The organism is Pseudomonas agarici (assembly GCF_900109755.1).
GTDB classification, from domain to species: domain Bacteria; phylum Pseudomonadota; class Gammaproteobacteria; order Pseudomonadales; family Pseudomonadaceae; genus Aquipseudomonas; species Aquipseudomonas agarici.
On sequence record NZ_FOAR01000024.1, the window covers coordinates 22694 to 38580 of the forward strand.

Annotated in this window: 16 protein-coding genes; 10 read left to right on the forward strand and 6 right to left on the reverse strand. The window is 61.0% G+C overall.

Annotated features, from left to right (window positions below):
- Positions 1-839: 839 nt before the first annotated feature.
- Complete coding sequence (gene dut / locus BMX68_RS19465; protein ID WP_017130328.1) at positions 840-1295, reverse strand: dUTP diphosphatase; 456 nt, start codon at positions 1293-1295, stop codon at positions 840-842.
- Between the two features lie 5 nt (positions 1296-1300).
- On the reverse strand, positions 1301-2509 hold the full coding sequence (coaBC, locus tag BMX68_RS19470) for a bifunctional phosphopantothenoylcysteine decarboxylase/phosphopantothenate--cysteine ligase CoaBC (protein ID WP_017130327.1): 1209 nt from the start codon (positions 2507-2509) through the stop codon (positions 1301-1303).
- Between the two features lie 133 nt (positions 2510-2642).
- On the opposite strand from coaBC, the gene radC reads away from it, so the two are divergent.
- Entirely contained in the window at positions 2643-3317 is a 675-nt protein-coding gene (radC, locus tag BMX68_RS19475) for a RadC family protein (RefSeq protein ID WP_017130326.1), read from the forward strand.
- A gap of 22 nt (positions 3318-3339) precedes the next feature.
- On the opposite strand, the gene BMX68_RS19480 is transcribed toward radC, so the two are convergent.
- Complete coding sequence (locus BMX68_RS19480) at positions 3340-4929, reverse strand: ABC transporter substrate-binding protein (protein ID WP_017130325.1); 1590 nt, start codon at positions 4927-4929, stop codon at positions 3340-3342.
- Positions 4930-5378: 449 nt separating this feature from the next.
- Between BMX68_RS19480 and rpmB the strand changes: the two genes are divergently transcribed.
- From rpmB to BMX68_RS19495, 3 genes are all read left to right on the forward strand, one after another.
- Positions 5379-5612 (forward strand): 50S ribosomal protein L28, encoded by a 234-nt coding sequence (gene rpmB / locus BMX68_RS19485; RefSeq protein ID WP_007921114.1) that lies wholly within the window; start codon positions 5379-5381, stop codon positions 5610-5612.
- 12 nt (positions 5613-5624) lie between these two features.
- On the forward strand, positions 5625-5780 hold the full coding sequence (gene rpmG, locus BMX68_RS19490; RefSeq protein ID WP_003177274.1) for a 50S ribosomal protein L33: 156 nt from the start codon (positions 5625-5627) through the stop codon (positions 5778-5780).
- 158 nt (positions 5781-5938) lie between these two features.
- Positions 5939-7321, forward strand: a complete 1383-nt coding sequence (locus tag BMX68_RS19495) for a hypothetical protein (protein WP_017130324.1) — start codon at positions 5939-5941, stop codon at positions 7319-7321.
- Here BMX68_RS19495 and BMX68_RS19500 read toward each other — a convergent pair whose 3' ends face one another.
- Positions 7322-7684 (reverse strand): cupin domain-containing protein, encoded by a 363-nt coding sequence (locus BMX68_RS19500; RefSeq protein ID WP_017130323.1) that lies wholly within the window; start codon positions 7682-7684, stop codon positions 7322-7324.
- A gap of 239 nt (positions 7685-7923) precedes the next feature.
- Here BMX68_RS19500 and BMX68_RS19505 point away from each other — a divergent pair, with 239 nt between their 5' ends.
- Positions 7924-9417 carry an aldehyde dehydrogenase gene (locus BMX68_RS19505; RefSeq protein WP_017130322.1) on the forward strand — a complete coding sequence of 498 codons (1494 nt, stop codon included), beginning with the start codon at positions 7924-7926 and terminating at the stop codon, positions 9415-9417.
- A 1-nt stretch (position 9418) separates the two neighbouring features.
- On the opposite strand, the gene BMX68_RS19510 is transcribed toward BMX68_RS19505, so the two are convergent.
- The gene (locus tag BMX68_RS19510) at positions 9419-10972 is read right to left on the reverse strand and encodes a phospholipase D family protein (RefSeq protein WP_017130321.1); all 1554 of its coding nucleotides are present in this window, start codon (positions 10970-10972) and stop codon (positions 9419-9421) included.
- Positions 10973-11182: 210 nt separating this feature from the next.
- On the opposite strand from BMX68_RS19510, the gene BMX68_RS19515 reads away from it, so the two are divergent.
- Complete coding sequence (locus BMX68_RS19515; protein ID WP_026013001.1) at positions 11183-11536, forward strand: YkgJ family cysteine cluster protein; 354 nt, start codon at positions 11183-11185, stop codon at positions 11534-11536.
- 44 nt (positions 11537-11580) lie between these two features.
- Here BMX68_RS19515 and BMX68_RS19520 read toward each other — a convergent pair whose 3' ends face one another.
- The gene (locus BMX68_RS19520; protein WP_017130319.1) at positions 11581-12069 is read right to left on the reverse strand and encodes an Lrp/AsnC ligand binding domain-containing protein; all 489 of its coding nucleotides are present in this window, start codon (positions 12067-12069) and stop codon (positions 11581-11583) included.
- 302 nt (positions 12070-12371) lie between these two features.
- Here BMX68_RS19520 and dadA point away from each other — a divergent pair, with 302 nt between their 5' ends.
- The 4 genes from dadA to BMX68_RS19540 all read left to right on the forward strand — a co-directional run bounded on the left by dadA (position 12372) and on the right by BMX68_RS19540 (position 15826).
- Positions 12372-13673: a D-amino acid dehydrogenase gene (gene dadA / locus BMX68_RS19525; protein WP_017130318.1), complete on the forward strand. Its 1302-nt coding sequence runs from the start codon at positions 12372-12374 to the stop codon at positions 13671-13673.
- Positions 13645-13998, forward strand: coding sequence for a RidA family protein (locus BMX68_RS19530; RefSeq protein ID WP_017130317.1), 354 nt, complete (start codon positions 13645-13647; stop codon positions 13996-13998). Before dadA ends, BMX68_RS19530 begins: the two co-directional genes overlap by 29 nt.
- A 90-nt stretch (positions 13999-14088) precedes the next feature.
- Positions 14089-15162: an alanine racemase gene (gene alr, locus BMX68_RS19535; protein WP_026013000.1), complete on the forward strand. Its 1074-nt coding sequence runs from the start codon at positions 14089-14091 to the stop codon at positions 15160-15162.
- Positions 15163-15277: 115 nt separating this feature from the next.
- Complete coding sequence (locus BMX68_RS19540) at positions 15278-15826, forward strand: cupin domain-containing protein (protein WP_026012999.1); 549 nt, start codon at positions 15278-15280, stop codon at positions 15824-15826.
- The last annotated feature ends 61 nt before the right edge of the window (positions 15827-15887 follow it).

Sequence of the window (15887 nt, forward strand, 5' to 3'; positions counted from 1 at the left end):
GGCTGAATTTCAGCACCCAGTTGGGATTGCCGGTGCCCAAGGGATAGCTTGCGTCCGTGGTGGCCGTTCCGCGCTGATCCAGCACTTGTTCCGGGCTACCGAAGACACTTTGCGTCAAGCGCAACTCACCCGTCTGCGGGTGCGATGTGGCGAGGGGTTGGAGCAGTCGTTGCAGATCGAAGACCAACAGCAGGGTGCCGCCACTTTGGGTTTCGGCGGGCGCCGTGAGCGAGGCGACGCTATAGACCAGCCAACGCTGGCCAAATTTGTAGGCTTGCGGCGCCGGACGGGTCCCTCGCTCGGCACGGGTGATCATATCCAGCACCGAGAAATTCAGCGGCGCGGCGCGGTCATTGCCCGGTTGGGCCTGGCCGGGTAGGTAGAGTTGCGCGTCCACCAGGCCGTTGGCGAAGCGCAGGCCTGCTTCCGCGGCCTTGACCTGATCGGCATTCTGGCTTTGCAGGGCCTTGAGCAGCGAGGGGTCAAGGGCCGTCGCCTCGGTCTGGGCGATCAGATCGTGGGTCGCCTGGCTCAGACCCGCGGACGCCACAAGGCCGGGGAGCAGCGCATAGTTGCTGCGCAGCGTGTGGCTCCACGGCTCGACCACGCCAAACCACAGCAGCGCGGCAGCCAGGACCAGCCCGCTCAAGGCAATCCCCAACCCCGGTAACAGAGTCGTGGTGACATCGCCTGGAGGCTCATGGCCATTGCGTTCATGACCGTTGGCGTTTTTTGCGCTGCGTTTGATGCCTTTCAAATACCGTCTCCGCGAAACTCATCCTCAAATGCAGCGCGAATTATTCAGGCCGGGTGCGGGACCCGACATGAATCAGCGTAGGTCAATGGCTGCCGGAATGCCCGAACCCCCCGGCACCGCGTTGGCTTTCGTCGAACGCCTCGACCAGCTCGAAGTGCGCCTGTACCACCGGCACCAATACCAGTTGGGCAATGCGCTCGCCGACGGCGATATTGAAGGCGGTCTGGCCGCGGTTCCAGCACGAGACCATCAGCTCGCCCTGATAGTCCGAGTCGATCAGGCCGACCAGGTTGCCCAGCACGATACCGTGTTTGTGGCCCAGGCCGGAGCGCGGCAAGATCAGCGCGGCCAGGCCCGGATCGCCGATATAGATCGCCAGGCCGGTAGGGATCAGCAGGGTCTGGCCCGGTTCCAGCACGCTGTCATGTTGGAGCATGGCACGCAGGTCGAGGCCGGCCGAGCCAGGTGTGGCGTACTGCGGTAGCGGGAACTGGTTGCCGATGCGTGGGTCGAGAATCTTGGCTTGCAAAGCATGCATGTGGATTAAACCTGGTTCAGTCGTGTGGCGATAAAAGAGATCAGTTGGCGGGCAATCTTGCCTTTGCTGGTCTGGGCGAAAAGTGTCTCGTGTAGCTCCCGATCGATCACGCTGCAGGCGTTTTCCTCGCTGTTGAAGCCGATACTGGGATTGGCCACGTCATTGGCGACGATCAGGTCGAGGTTCTTGTCTTTCAGCTTGCGCGCGGCGTAGTCGAGCAGATGCTCGGTCTCGGCGGCAAAACCGACGCTGAATGGGCGATCGGGGCGGGAGGCAATGGTGGCCAGAATGTCCGGGTTGCGCACCATCTGTAGCAGCAGGCCGTCGCCGTTCGTAGGGTCTTTCTTGAGTTTTTGCCGGGCGACGACTTCCGGGCGATAGTCCGCGACTGCCGCCGAGGCGATGAACAGGTCGCACGGGATCGCGGCTTCGCAGGCGGCGAGCATGTCTCGGGCGCTGACCACATCGATGCGGGTGACCCGATCCGGAGTCGGCAGGTGTACCGGACCGGTGATCAGGGTGACACGGGCACCGGCTTCGACGGCGGCCTCGGCCAGGGCAAAACCCATTTTCCCGGAGCTGTGGTTGGTGATGTAGCGTACTGGGTCGATGTTTTCCTGGGTTGGGCCGGCAGTGATCAAGACCTGCTTGCCGGTCAGCGCCAGGTGCTGGAAGCAGTCGGCGGCGCGCTGGGCCAGGTCGCTGGCTTCGAGCATGCGCCCCAGGCCGACATCGCCGCAGGCCTGGCTGCCGGAGGCCGGGCCGAAGACTTTCAGGCCCCGACTCTGCAACAACTGGGTGTTGGCCTGGGTCGCTGGGTCGCGCCACATGGCCTGATTCATCGCCGGGGCGATGGCCACGGTGGCGTCGGTGGCGAGCACCAGGGTGGTCAGCAGGTCATCGGCGATGCCTTGGGACAGCCGTGCAATCAGGTCGGCGGTCGCGGGCGCGATCAGCACCAGATCGGCCCATTTGGCCAGTTCGATATGGCCCATCGCGGCTTCGGCTGCCGGGTCGAGCAGATCCAGGTGCACCGGGTGCCCGGACAGTGCCTGCAGGGTCAAGGGAGTGATGAACTCGCTACCGCCACGGGTCATGACCACGCGCACTTCGGCGCCCTGATCGATAAGTCGGCGAACCAGCTCGGCGCTCTTGTAGGCGGCAATGCCGCCGCCGACGCCGAGAACGATGCGTTTCCGATACAGCCGCTGCATAGGCTTGCCTTTTAGTCCAATGATTGCCACCCCTGACGACGCCTCCCCAGGCCGGATCAGGGGTAAAAAAGATGGGCTACGATAACACAGCGCCCGTTATGGAACAGCGGGCCCCAAAGGACAGGGAGGTGTGATGAGTATCCGTAATTGGCCGGCCGCGGAGCGGCCACGGGAGAAGCTTCTGCAACTGGGATCGGCGAATCTGTCCGATGCCGAGCTGTTGGCGATCTTCTTGCGCACTGGCGTTTCCGGCAAAAGTGCGGTGGATTTGGCGCGACATCTTTTGGGAAAATTCGGTAGTTTGCGTAGCCTGCTGGAGGCGGATCAGCGCGAATTCAGCCGTGAGCTGGGCTTGGGGCCAGCGAAGTTCGCGCAGTTGCAGGCGGTGCTGGAGATGGCCCGCCGTCATCTGGCCGAGCGCCTGCGCCGTGATTCTGCCCTGGAAAGCCCAGGGGCGGTGCGCGATTACCTCAAGGCGATGCTGCGCCATGAACCTCATGAGGTGTTCGGTTGCCTGTTTCTGGACGCCAAGCACCGGGTGCTGGCCTTCGAAGCGCTATTTCGCGGTTCCATCGACAACGCCAGCGTCTATCCACGGCAAGTGGTCAAGCGGGCGCTGGCGCACAACGCGGCGGCGTTGATCCTGTGCCACAACCACCCTTCGGGCGTTGCCGAGCCCAGCCAGGCGGATCGGCTGTTGACCCGGCGTCTGCAGGACGCGCTGGAGTTGGTCGATGTGCGGGTGCTCGATCATTTCATTATCGGCGAGGGCGAGCCGTTTTCGATGATGGAGCATGGGTTGATGTAATGCGCCCTCGATGAATGTTCGATCAATGCTTGAGAGTGATCCTGGAGAAGTCCTGGCGCCCGAATGGGCTCACCTGATAACCCTGGACATCCTGGCGCACCAGGGCGAAGGCGGTCGGATGGGCCAATGGCAGCCAGAGCGCCTGTTGCTGGATCTGGGCCTGGGCCTGCTGGTAGAGCTTGCTGCGCACGCCCTGTTCGCTGGTGGTTTTCCCGGCGCTGATCAGCTTGTCCAGGCCAGCATCGCAATAACGCGCGAAGTTGGTGCCGGACTTTACGGCGGCGCAGGAAAATTGTGGGGTCAGGAAGTTGTCCGGGTCGCCGTTGTCGCCAGCCCAGCCCATGAACAGCAAGTCATGCTCGCCTGCCTTGGCGCGACGAATCAGCTCGCCCCATTCGATCACGCGGATTTGCGCCTGGATACCTATTTGCGCCAGGTCAGCCTGCAGCAGCTGCGCGCCAAGGCTCGGGTTGGGGTTGAGCAAACTGCCTGAGGGACGGGTCCAGAGGGTGGTCTTGAAACCGTCCTTGAAGCCGGCCTTGGCCAGCAACGCCTTGGCCTTCGCCGGGTCGTAGGCGTAGCCGGGCAAGTCCCCGGCATAGCTCCAGGTATTGGACGGGTAAGGGCCATGGGCGGCTTCGGCGGTGTCTTCGAAGACGGCCTTGAGGTAGCTGGTTTTGTCGAAAGCCAGGTTGATCGCCTGGCGGACTTCCGGCTTGTCCAGCGGTGGGTGCTGGCTGTTGATGGCCAGGAAGGCAGTCATGAAGGCGGCGTTCTTCTCCACTTTGAGCGCAGGGTCCTTGCTCGCCGAAGCGACGTCCAAAGGCTTGGGCGACAGGGCGATCTGGCATTCGTTGCGTCGCAACTTCTGCAGCCGCACGTTGGCGTCCGGGGTGATCGCGAATATCAGGTTGTCGACCGCCGGTTTGCCGGCGAAGTAGTCCGGATTGGCGGTATAGCGGATCGACGCATCCCTCTGGAACTGCCTGAAAACGAAGGGGCCGGTGCCGATCGGTTGACTGTTGAGTTTCTCCGGCGTATGGGCGGCCAGCAACTTGTCGGCGTATTCCGACGAATAGATGGAGGCAAAGCCCATGCTCAGCGCCGCCAGAAAGGTCGAGTCCGGGTGATCCAAGGTAAAGCGCACGGTCAGCGGATCGATGGCTTCGATGCGTTTGATCAGCGCTGGCAGTTGCAGCGACTGGGCATGGGGGAAACCGCTTTGGGCGATCTTGTGCCAGGGATTGGCTGGGTCCAGCATGCGTTCAAAGCTGAAGCGGACATCGGCCGCAGTCAGGTCGCGAGTCGGCTTGAAGTAGTCGGTGTGGTGGAATTTTACCCCCGAGTGCAGCTTGAAGTCGTAGGTCAGGCCGTCATCGGAGACGTTCCAGCTATCGGCCAGGCTCGGCACCAGCTTGCCGCTGGCGGCGTCGAAGTCCACCAGGCGGTTCATCAGCACATCCGCCGAGGCGTTGGTGGTGGTCAACGAATTGTATTGCACGACGTCGAAGCCCTCCGGGCTGGCTTCGGTGCAGACGCTCAGCGAGGTCGCGGCCAAGGCCTGTGGGCTGAGAAACGGGACGAGCAATAGCGGTAGGGCAGCGAAACGCATATTCAGTTTCCTTCGCAGGTCGTTGTCCCATCTGCGAGTGCAGTCTGGAAAAGACCCTACCCTAGTGCGCCGGGCGACAATTGACTATCCCATTTTTACTCGGCTTGCCCAAGGCGCCGTACAATTGGACGGTCTTTTCCACACGGGACTTGCGGTCTTTCTCTGGCGAGCGAAGCTTTGTGCGACGAGCGGCATTTGTTGCGCAAGCCCTCGGCGCTAGCGTCTTGTATCCGATTTTCGGGCGTTCGACACGGTTTTAATCGCACTGAATGTTGTTGCGCCGTGGTCTTTCTGGTATAAAGCAGCGCTCTTTTCTAGGGGCCCGGTTCCTTCGCTTGTAGGTGTAGCCGGTAAGACCCTTAAAGAAACGCGGCGCCTGGCGCCAAATGACTGAGAGATTAAGCGGCCAACCCATGCCGGGTTGGGCATGTGGTTTAGAGGGCTGAGGCATGTCTAGAGTCTGTCAAGTTACCGGTAAGGGTCCGGTGACTGGGAATAATATTTCCCACGCAAACAACAAAACCCGTCGTCGTTTCCTGCCAAACCTGCAGCATCACCGCTTCTGGGTTGAGTCGGAGAAGCGTTTCGTGCGTTTGCGCGTTTCCGCCAAGGGCATGCGTATCATCGACAAGCGCGGCATTGATGTCGTGCTGGCCGAACTCCGTCGCGATGGCAAGGTATAAGGGAGCTAAATCATGCGTGAATTGATTCGTTTGATCTCGAGCGCCGGTACTGGTCATTTCTACACGACTGACAAGAACAAGCGCACTACTCCGGACAAGATCGAGATCAAGAAATATGATCCGGTTGTTCGCAAGCACGTGATCTACAAAGAAGGCAAAATCAAGTAATTGATTTTGTTTTTTAAAAAACCCCGATTGACTCGGGGTTTTTTTTGTCTGTTTTTCAGACATTTCCTTCATGTCGCATGGCCTTTTCCTGCGTCTCTCCCGTTGTGCCTTTTCTAGACTGGCTGAACAACGGGACAACGTAGTCATGGAGGGCATGGATGATCATTGCAAGGATGTTTGCATTGCTGTTGCTGGTAGTCTTGGCGGCCGCCAGTGTCGCGGTATCGGCGGCACCGTCGACCGATGACGAAACCGGCGCCGAGGCTTATGTGCGCCGGGTGATCGCGGCGACGCGAACCGCCTGGCCGGCGCTAAGCGGGTTCAACCCGGCCACTCGGGTGTTTGCCGATATCCAGTTGCTGACCAGCGATGGCCAACGCGCCTGGGTGATAAGTGCGCGGGGTGGGCACGAGCTGGATATGGCGCCAGTCAGGAAGCTGGGACTGTCCCATGAGTACCTGCGCTACCGGAAGATCCTCTGGCAAGGTCGTCCAGCCATTTTTGTCGGCTTGGGCGAAACATTGCCGGAGGACGAACGGCGGCGATTGAAGGATCCCCAAGCGGTTCCCGAGCTGTTCAATCTGGCGACCCATGAAGCCTTTCATTTTTATGTGGAAGCAGGCTGGGCGCACCTGCCGGGGGCTGAGCGCAGCATCCTGTATCCGGCGCTCGCCGAGCCGAGGCTGTATCGCAACCTGATCATTCGTCACTTGCTGGCGGCGGCCCAGGGACAACCCGAGGGGTTGGCGCGGGCCAGCCACTGGTATCGTCGCTGGCTGAGTGAGCATGCCGACGAGGCCAGGCGTATCGGTAATACCGACCGCGCCGAAGGCAGTGCGCGTTATGTGGAGTCGGTGGGGCGACTACTGGCCCAAGGGGTGCGGCCAAACTCCGCCGAGTGGTCGGCGTTGATGCTGGAGACACTGGCGCGGCAAGGGCAGGAGGACTATCTGGTCGCCGACCATGAAAGTTACGTGCTGGGGGACCTGGCTGGGTATTTGCTAGATCGCCAGGGATTGGACTGGCTGGCGCGTGTTGCACGGGGGGAGACACCGCTGGCGATTTTGCTGGAGTCGCTGCCTCCTCTCGCCACGCCCGCCGACGCGGTGTTGAGCCAACGCATCGGCGCTGCCGTTGCCGAGGCCAATCGCCAGGCGGCGCTAGCCTTCGAGCCGTTTGTGCAGCGTTTCAACGATCCTTCGGGCGGACGCCTGCTGGTGTCGAATCGGGCCATGCAGGGCAGTTTCGAGATCGACCACTCCTACCTGTTGGCCACGCAGCCGGAGAAAGTCGAGGTCGGGGTACGTGCCGGCTTCGCCTTCGGCGACGGTCGAATCGAGCTCAGGAACACAACCGTCGCGACCCAGGTGCAGAAAGCCTGTGGCCGCGAGGATCTTTACTGGATCCTGGCCCTGACGGCGGACGAGTTGGCGAAGGACGTCGACGGTCGGCTGCGTGTCGAGCGCGACGACCTTAAGGTCGACCTTCCTTATCCGGTCCGGTCCCTCGATGACCCGCGCATTTGGTGCGTCGAGGTCTGATCAGACGCTCTGTTCGAACACCACGTAGATCTTGCGACAGTGCTCCAGCACTTCCCAGGTGCCCTTGAAGCCCGCGGGAATGACGAACCGATCACCGGCGCGCAAGGTCTTGGCGTTGCCCTCAGTGTCACGCAGGACCGAGACGCCTTGTACGATCTCGCAGTATTCGTGCTCGGTATAGTTCACCGTCCAGTGGCCGACCTCGGCCTCCCAGACGCCGGCATTCATCTGTCCGCACGGGCTGGCATAGTGATTGAAGATCGTCTGTTGCGGATCACCCTTGAGCACCTTTTCCGGTACTGGACGAAAGCGTTCGGGCGTGGTGTTGGCTTCGCTGAAGTCGACGATGTCCTGGATGCTCATGCTGCTTTTCCTCGGCAGTGATAAGGCGGATGGCTGGAAGCGCCGAGTCTATGTTTATTAAATCGAACATGGCAACGGCGTTTAGCGATCTTGTGTCAAATATATTGAAACTTCGGGCGCCACTGGTTTAGGGTGGTGACTGCCATGGGCCGAAAAACAGGGCTTGTCGGGCAAAATTCTGGACGGTGCTGGCGCAAGTAGGCGTGGCGCTTCTATTTCAATAAAAGGAGGACACTCGCATGACTACCCTGACCCGTGCTGACTGGGAACAACGCGCCCGTGAGCTGAAGATTGAAGGCCGCGCCTACATCAATGGCGAATACACCGCCGCTGTTTCTAACCAGACGTTCGAGTGCATCAGCCCGGTCGATGGTCGCCTGCTGACGCATGTTGTGAGCTGCGATGCCGCCGACGCCCAGCGTGCCGTGGAAAATGCCCGTGCCACTTTCAATTCTGGCGTCTGGTCGCGCCTGGCGCCGGCCAAGCGCAAGGCGGCGATGATCCGTTTCGCCGCACTGCTGAAAACCCATGCCGAAGAGCTGGCCTTGCTGGAAACCCTCGACATGGGCAAGCCGATCACCGACTCGCTGTCCATCGACGTCGCGGGTGCGGCTCAGGCATTGAGCTGGAGCGGTGAAGCCATCGACAAGATCTATGATGAAGTCGCCGCGACGCCCCATGACCAATTGGGCCTGGTGACCCGTGAGCCGGTTGGAGTGGTCGGCGCTATCGTGCCATGGAACTTCCCGCTGATGATGGCCTGCTGGAAACTCGGTCCGGCGTTATCCACTGGAAACTCGGTGATTCTCAAGCCGTCGGAAAAATCCCCGCTGACCGCCATCCGCATTGCCGCCCTGGCCGTCGAAGCCGGCATTCCGGCGGGTGTGCTAAACGTGCTGCCGGGTTACGGCCACACCGTTGGCAAGGCGCTGGCCCTGCATATGGATGTCGATACCCTGGTGTTTACCGGTTCGACCAAGATCGCCAAGCAACTGCTGATTTACGCTGGCGAGTCGAACATGAAGCGTGTCTGGCTCGAAGCCGGCGGCAAGAGTCCGAACATCGTCTTTGCCGACGCACCGGACCTGCGGGCCGCCGCCGAAGCTGCGGCCAGTGCTATCGCCTTCAACCAGGGCGAAGTCTGTACCGCCGGGTCGCGTCTGCTGGTCGAGCGTTCGATCAAGGACTCCTTCCTGCCGCTGGTGATTGAAGCGCTGAAAGCCTGGAAGCCCGGTAACCCGCTGGACCCGGCAACCAATGTCGGTGCTCTGGTGGACACCCAGCAGATGAACACCGTGCTGTCCTACATCGATTCCGGCCATGCCGATGGCGCCCAACTGGTGGCCGGCGGCAAGCGTACCCTCCAGGAGACCGGCGGGACCTACGTCGAGCCGACGATTTTCGATGGGGTGAGCAATGCGATGAAAATCGCCCAGGAAGAAATCTTCGGCCCGGTGCTGTCAGTGATCGCTTTCGATAGCGTCGAAGAGGCTATTGAGATTGCCAACGACACGCCCTACGGCTTGGCCGCCGCTGTCTGGACCGCGAATATCTCCAAGGCTCACCTGACCGCCAAGGCCCTGCGGGCCGGCAGCGTGTGGGTCAACCAGTATGACGGCGGTGACATGACCGCGCCGTTCGGTGGTTTCAAGCAGTCGGGTAACGGTCGCGACAAGTCGTTGCATGCGTTCGACAAGTACACCGAACTGAAGGCGACATGGATCAAGCTGTAAATTAGAGCATGCGCTCCAGGCCGATTCGGGTGGCGAGCCAGGCATTGAGCCGACGCCACCAACTCCCGGGTTCGCGATGCAGCACATGAATCTGTCCGTTGTCTTCGGTGATCCACACCAATTGCCCGGCCTCCTGTCGTGGTTCGTAGCTCAAGGCCGGGGCCATACCCTGCAGGGCCAGGGCACGCAGGTGTTCGGCCAGTTGCGGGCTGTCCACCAGCACGCCGACCTCCGTGTTCCACAGCACCGAGCGCGGGTCGAAATTGAACGAACCGATAAAGGATTTCTGCCGGTCGAAGATCATTGCTTTGCTGTGCAGGCTGGAGTTCGAGCCCTTGGAGAAGCCACTGTGGAATAGGTGCGGGCCGCTGCCGCCACGGTCACCCGGTTGGCGGCGCAGTTCAAAGAGTTTTACCCCGTGTTCCAGTAGCGCCCGGCGATAGGGCGCATAACCGCCGTGCACGGCTGGCACGTCGGTGGACTCCAGCGAATTGGTCAGCAGGCTGACGGTCACCCCGGCGTCCGCGCGTCCCGTCAGGTACACCAGCCCCGGCTGGCCGGGAACGAAGTACGCGGAAATCATCATCAGCTCGGTATGGACATTGCGCAGCTCGGGCGCCAGTTGGGTGGTCAGCAGCAGGTGCGGGTCGGGTTCGTTCCTGGCCAGCACCTTGCTCGGCGCATCCCACAAGGCTTGGTTCCAGGCCCAGATCAGCTCGCGGCGCCAGGTATCCAACTGGGGGCGGCGCTGGTAATCGGCCAGGCGCTGATACAGCGCGGGGTTCTGCTGGCGCCAGGCATCGAGGGATTGTTCCAGCCGGTTGCGGGTGTTGGCCAGGTCTCGGACGGTGGGTAGGCGCGAGAGCAATTCACCGATGGGCTTGCTCAGGGCGCTGTTCCAGTATTGATCGAAGCTCTGGCCGAGTTGTCCGGCCACCGGTCCCACGCCGAGCATGTCGATATCGGTGAAGTTCAGGTCCGGTAGCGCGCCGAAGTACTCGTCGCCCAGGTTGCGCCCACCGACGATGGCGGCGCTGTTGTCAGCCAGCCATAGCTTGTTGTGCATCCTTCGGTGTTGCTGGGACAGATTGAACAGCCGGCCCAGGGTTCGCGTGGCTACGGTGCTGCGCCCCAGGCTCAGCGGATTGAACAGGCGGATCTGGATATTCGGGTGAGCCGCCAGAGTGGCGATGATGTCGTCCAAACCGTCGCTGCTGGTGTCGTCCAGCAGGATCCGCACGCGCACGCCGCGGTCAGCGGCCTTGAGCAGCTCGTCCACCAGCATTCGCGTGCTCAAGCCGTCGTGGACGATGTAGTACTGCAAGTCGAGGCTGCTCTGGGCGTTGCGGATCAGTTCAGCTCGCGCCCTGAAGGCCTCGCCGCCATTGGGCAGCAAGCGAAAGCCCGAGCGCCCCTGGTAGGCGGCGGCCTGGGCCTGGAGTGCGCGACCGAAGGCCGAATCCGTTGCCGGCAAGGCCTGGCTGGGCAGCCGGGGAGTGTCCAGTGAGGCGCATCCGCTCAAGAGCAGGGCGATCAACAGAAAATAGAATTTCAAGCGTAGTCGCCCTAAATCATGGCAGGTGTCGGTATATAGATGCTGCCAGGTGACCAAAGGTCAATCGCTGCCGCAGGCATTGTCGGTCGACAGCTTGATCGTCGCTGCGCCAACCTTGCGAACGGGCAATCGTGGCACGATTGCCGCTGTCTGGACTAGGGCTTTTCAGGCAAAATCCTCTCTTACTCTCGTCTCCGGTAGCCGCATCGAATGAGCTGCAACAGTCAGAAAATCCGCTTTCTCCGGCAGCAGATACCGTCTTTCGAGTGCGTTCCGGGCTGCCACGATTGTTGTGGGCCGGTGACTACCTCGTCGGCGGAAATGGCTCGTTTGCCGCGCAAGACCGTGGCCGAACAGGAAGCGGCGCTGAACGAACTGAACTGTGTACACTTGGGGCCGAACGGCTGCACAGTGTACGACGAGCGCCCGTTGATCTGCCGCCTGTTCGGCACCACGGCGAGCCTGCCGTGCCCCAATGGTCGGCGCCCGACGGAGATGATCCATCCACGGGCTGAAAAGCAGGTATACGACTATATCGCCAGCACCCGCCAGGTTTTGGTCTGATCCCCTTCGATCTATAGGGGAGGAGCTCAATCGAGGAAGCAGTGTCAATCCGGAATCGGCAGGCTCAGGCTTTCCTTCACCTCTTCCATCACGATATAGCTCTTGGATTCGCGTACATGGGGCAGCTTGAGCAAGATATCGCCCAGTAGTTTGCGATAGGACGCCATCTCGGAAATCCGCGCCTTGATCAGGTAGTCGAAGTCGCCCGAGACCAGGTGGCACTCCAGCACATGCGGTAGTTTCAGCACAGCGCGGCGGAACTCCTCGAAGGTGTCGCCGGACTTGTAGTCCAGGCTGATTTCGACGAACACCAGCAGGCTGCCCTTGAGGTGCTGTGGATTGAGCCGGGCGTTGTAGCCCATGATGATCCCTTCGCGTTCCAACCGTCGAACCCGCTCGGTACAGGGCGTGGTGGACAAGCCGATTTTTTCGCCCAGCTCGGTGAACGAGATGCGCCCGTCGGCCTGGAGAATTCGCAGGATATTACGGTCGATCTTGTCCAGCTCACGCTTGGTCTGGTGATTGGTGCGCATAGGGGATTCCCCTCCGTGGCAGATAATGTGAAAGGTACCGCGCTCGGCCATCCAGCGTTAAAAAAGCTCGGGATGCCCCATTGACAGCCAGTAAAGTCGCCCGCGACCCCGACCGGCCTCGCCTGTTTTGCCTTCGCTCGCGACGCTTTCACATCATCTGCCGAAAAGCCACATAGCCGAGAATTCTCGCCAAATATAGGCGCTTATATAGTGAAAAGCACTGGCTATTGTTTCTTACACTGCGCGCAGCATCACGTTGAACAACAAACATCGGCGGCAGGCTGCGATTGGGAGACATACACATGCGAGTTCTGGTATTGGGCAGTGGCGTCATCGGTGTCGCCAGTGCTTATTATCTGGCCCGGGCTGGCTTTGAAGTGGTGGTGGTCGACCGTCAGCCCGCGGCTGCCATGGAAACCAGCTTCGCGAATGCCGGCCAGGTTTCCCCGGGTTATGCCTCGCCATGGGCTGCGCCAGGGGTGCCGCTCAAGGCCATCAAATGGCTGCTGCAACGCCATGCGCCGCTGACGATCAAGGCCACCGCCGATGTCGACCAGTACCTGTGGATGGCGCAGATGCTGCGCAACTGCAGCGCCAACCGGTACGCGGTGAACAAGGAGCGCATGGTCCGTCTGTCCGAGTATAGCCGTGACTGTCTCGACGAATTGCGCGCCGAAACCGGCATTGCTTACGAGGACCGCCGTCTGGGCACCACCCAGCTGTTTCGTACCCAGGCGCAACTGGATGGCGCGGCGAAAGACATCGCGGTGCTGAAAGAGTCCGGCGTGCCCTACGAATTGCTCGATCGTGCGGGCATCGCCCGGGTCGAACCGGCCTTGGCGAATGTCACCGATATCCTCGCCGGCGCTCTGCGTCTGCCGAACGACCAGACCGGCGACTGCCAAATCTTCACCACTCGCCTGGCCGACATGGCCATCAAGCTGGGCGTGGAGTTCCGCTTCGGCCAGGACATCCAGCGTCTCGAGGCTGTGGGTGATCGGATCAACGGCGTGTGGATCGACGGCAAGTTGGAAACCGCCGACCGCTATGTGCTGGCCCTGGGCAGCTATTCGCCGCAGTTGCTCAAGCCGCTGGGCATCAAGGCACCGGTCTATCCGCTCAAGGGTTACTCGCTAACCGTGCCGATCACTCAGCCGGAGATGGCCCCGACTTCGACCATTCTCGATGAGACCTACAAGGTCGCGATCACCCGCTTCGACAATCGTATCCGGGTGGGCGGCATGGCGGAAATCGCCGGTTTTGACCTGTCGCTTGACCCGCGTCGACGCGAAACACTGGAGATGGTCGTCAACGACCTTTATCCTCTGGGCGGCGACCTTCAGGCAGCCAGCTTCTGGACCGGCCTGCGCCCGGCCACCCCAGACGGTACGCCGATTGTAGGTGCCACGCCGTTGCGCAATCTGTTCCTGAACACCGGTCACGGTACGCTCGGCTGGACCATGGCCTGTGGCTCCGGTCGCCTGCTGGCCGACTTGATGGCGAAGAAAACGCCACAAATCAGCGCCGAAGGGCTCGATATTTCACGTTATGGTAATCATCAGGAGACTGCAAAACATGGCAATCCAGCGCCAGCTCACCAATGAGCGCATGAGCCAGATCGTCGTTCACGGCGGGACTGTGTATCTGGCCGGGCAAGTCGGCGACGACATGAGCGCCGGGATTGAGACACAGACCCGTGAAGCTTTGGCCAATATCGAACGTTTGCTGGACCTGGCAGGCACCGACAAGACCCAACTGTTGTCGGTAACCATCTACCTGAAAGATGTCGATGCCGATTTTGCCGGCATGAATTCCGTTTGGGACAAGTGGTTGCCCAAAGAGACGGCCCCGGCACGCGCAACGGTCCAGGCCAAGCTCTGCGAACCGGAAATCCTCGTCGAGCTGTCCGTCGTGGCCGCCCTGCCTTAACGCAAGGTCCCTCTCCCGGCATGGCGTGTGGCAACACCGCGTGTCATGCCGGTTTTTTATTCCCAACCGACCGTCCAGAAGTCTGCCGCCATGCGTCCTGCCCGTGCCCTTATCGACCTCCAAGCCCTGCGCCATAATTACCAACTGGCCCGTGAAGTATCGGGGGCCAAGGCGCTCGCCGTGATCAAGGCCGATGCCTATGGTCATGGCGCCGTGCGTTGCGCCCAGGCGCTGGAAGCCCAGGCCGACGGTTTTGCCGTGGCCTGTATCGAGGAAGCGCTGGAGTTGCGCGCCGCGGGTATTCGCGCACCGATTCTGCTGCTGGAAGGCTTTTTCGAGGCCGACGAGCTGGCGCTGATCGTCGAGCATGATTTCTGGTGCGTGGTGCATTCGCTGTGGCAACTGGAGGCCATCGAGCAGACTGCGATCGATATGCCGATCACCGTCTGGCTGAAGTTGGATTCAGGCATGCACCGTGTCGGCCTGCACCCGGCGGATTACCAAACGGCTTACCGGCGCCTACTGGCCAGCGGCAAGGTGGCGCAGGTCGTGCTGATGAGTCATTTTGCCCGCGCCGATGAATTGGGGTGCCAGCGTAGCGACGAACAGGTCGCGGTGTTCGAAGCGGCGCGTCAGGGCCTGGTGGCCGAGGTCAGCCTACGTAACTCTCCGGCGGTGCTGGGCTGGCCGAAGATTTCCAGCGACTGGGTGCGTCCGGGAATTCTACTGTTTGGCTCCACGCCTTTCGGTGACGAACATCCGGTCGCGTCGCGCTTGCAGCCGGTCATGACCCTCGAATCGAAAATCATCAGCGTGCGCGAGCTGCCGACCGGGGAGCCGGTGGGCTACGGCGCCAGGTTCATCACGCCCAAGCCAATGCGCGTCGGTGTGGTCGCCATGGGCTATGCCGACGGTTACCCGCGTCATGCGCCGACCGGCACGCCGGTGCTGGTGGCCGGCCAGCGCAGCCAGTTGCTGGGGCGGGTGTCGATGGACATGCTGTGTGTCGACCTGACGGACGTACCGCAGGCCGGGCTCGGTTCGACCGTGGAATTGTGGGGCAAAAATATCCTCGCCAGCGAGGTGGCGGCTTGCGCTGAGACCATCCCTTACCAGATTTTCTGCAACCTGCGGCGGGTTCCGAGGCTCTACCTCGGGAGCTAGTGGCCTGTACGGTGTTGGCGAAATGTGGACGGGGCAAAGTGTTGTAAATACTGAACGCTATGCCATGATATCGTTCAATGACAACAATTGCCTGAATCCCTGGGAGACTGCCGCATTGGACGTCGGTGAACGACTGCAATCCATCCGCAAACTGAAAGGTCTGTCTCAACGTGAACTCGCCAAGCGTGCGGGCGTCACCAATAGCACCATTTCAATGATCGAGAAAAATAGTGTCAGCCCCTCGATCAGTTCGTTGAGAAAAGTGCTGGGCGGCATTCCCATGTCGATGGTCGAGTTCTTTTCCGAAGAGATACTCCAAGAAATACCGACGCAGATTGTCTACAAAGCCAATGAACTGATCGACATCTCCGATGGCGCCGTGACCATGAAACTGGTTGGACGAGCCCACCCGAGCCGTGCCATCGCGTTTCTCAACGAAATTTATCCGCCCGGCGCCGATACCGGCGAAGAAATGCTGACTCACGAAGGTGAGGAAACCGGCATTCTGGTTGAAGGTCGGTTGGAACTGGTGGTCGGCGCGGAAACCTTCGTACTCGAAGCGGGCGATAGCTACTATTTCGAAAGCACTAAGCCGCACCGCTTTCGTAATCCGTTCGACACACCGGCGCGACTCATCAGCGCAGCGACCCCCGCCAACTTCTGATAACCCGAGGCGCCCGCTAAGGCGTTTCGGGAGGCCCGGCGGTACGGATACGTGATTGGGA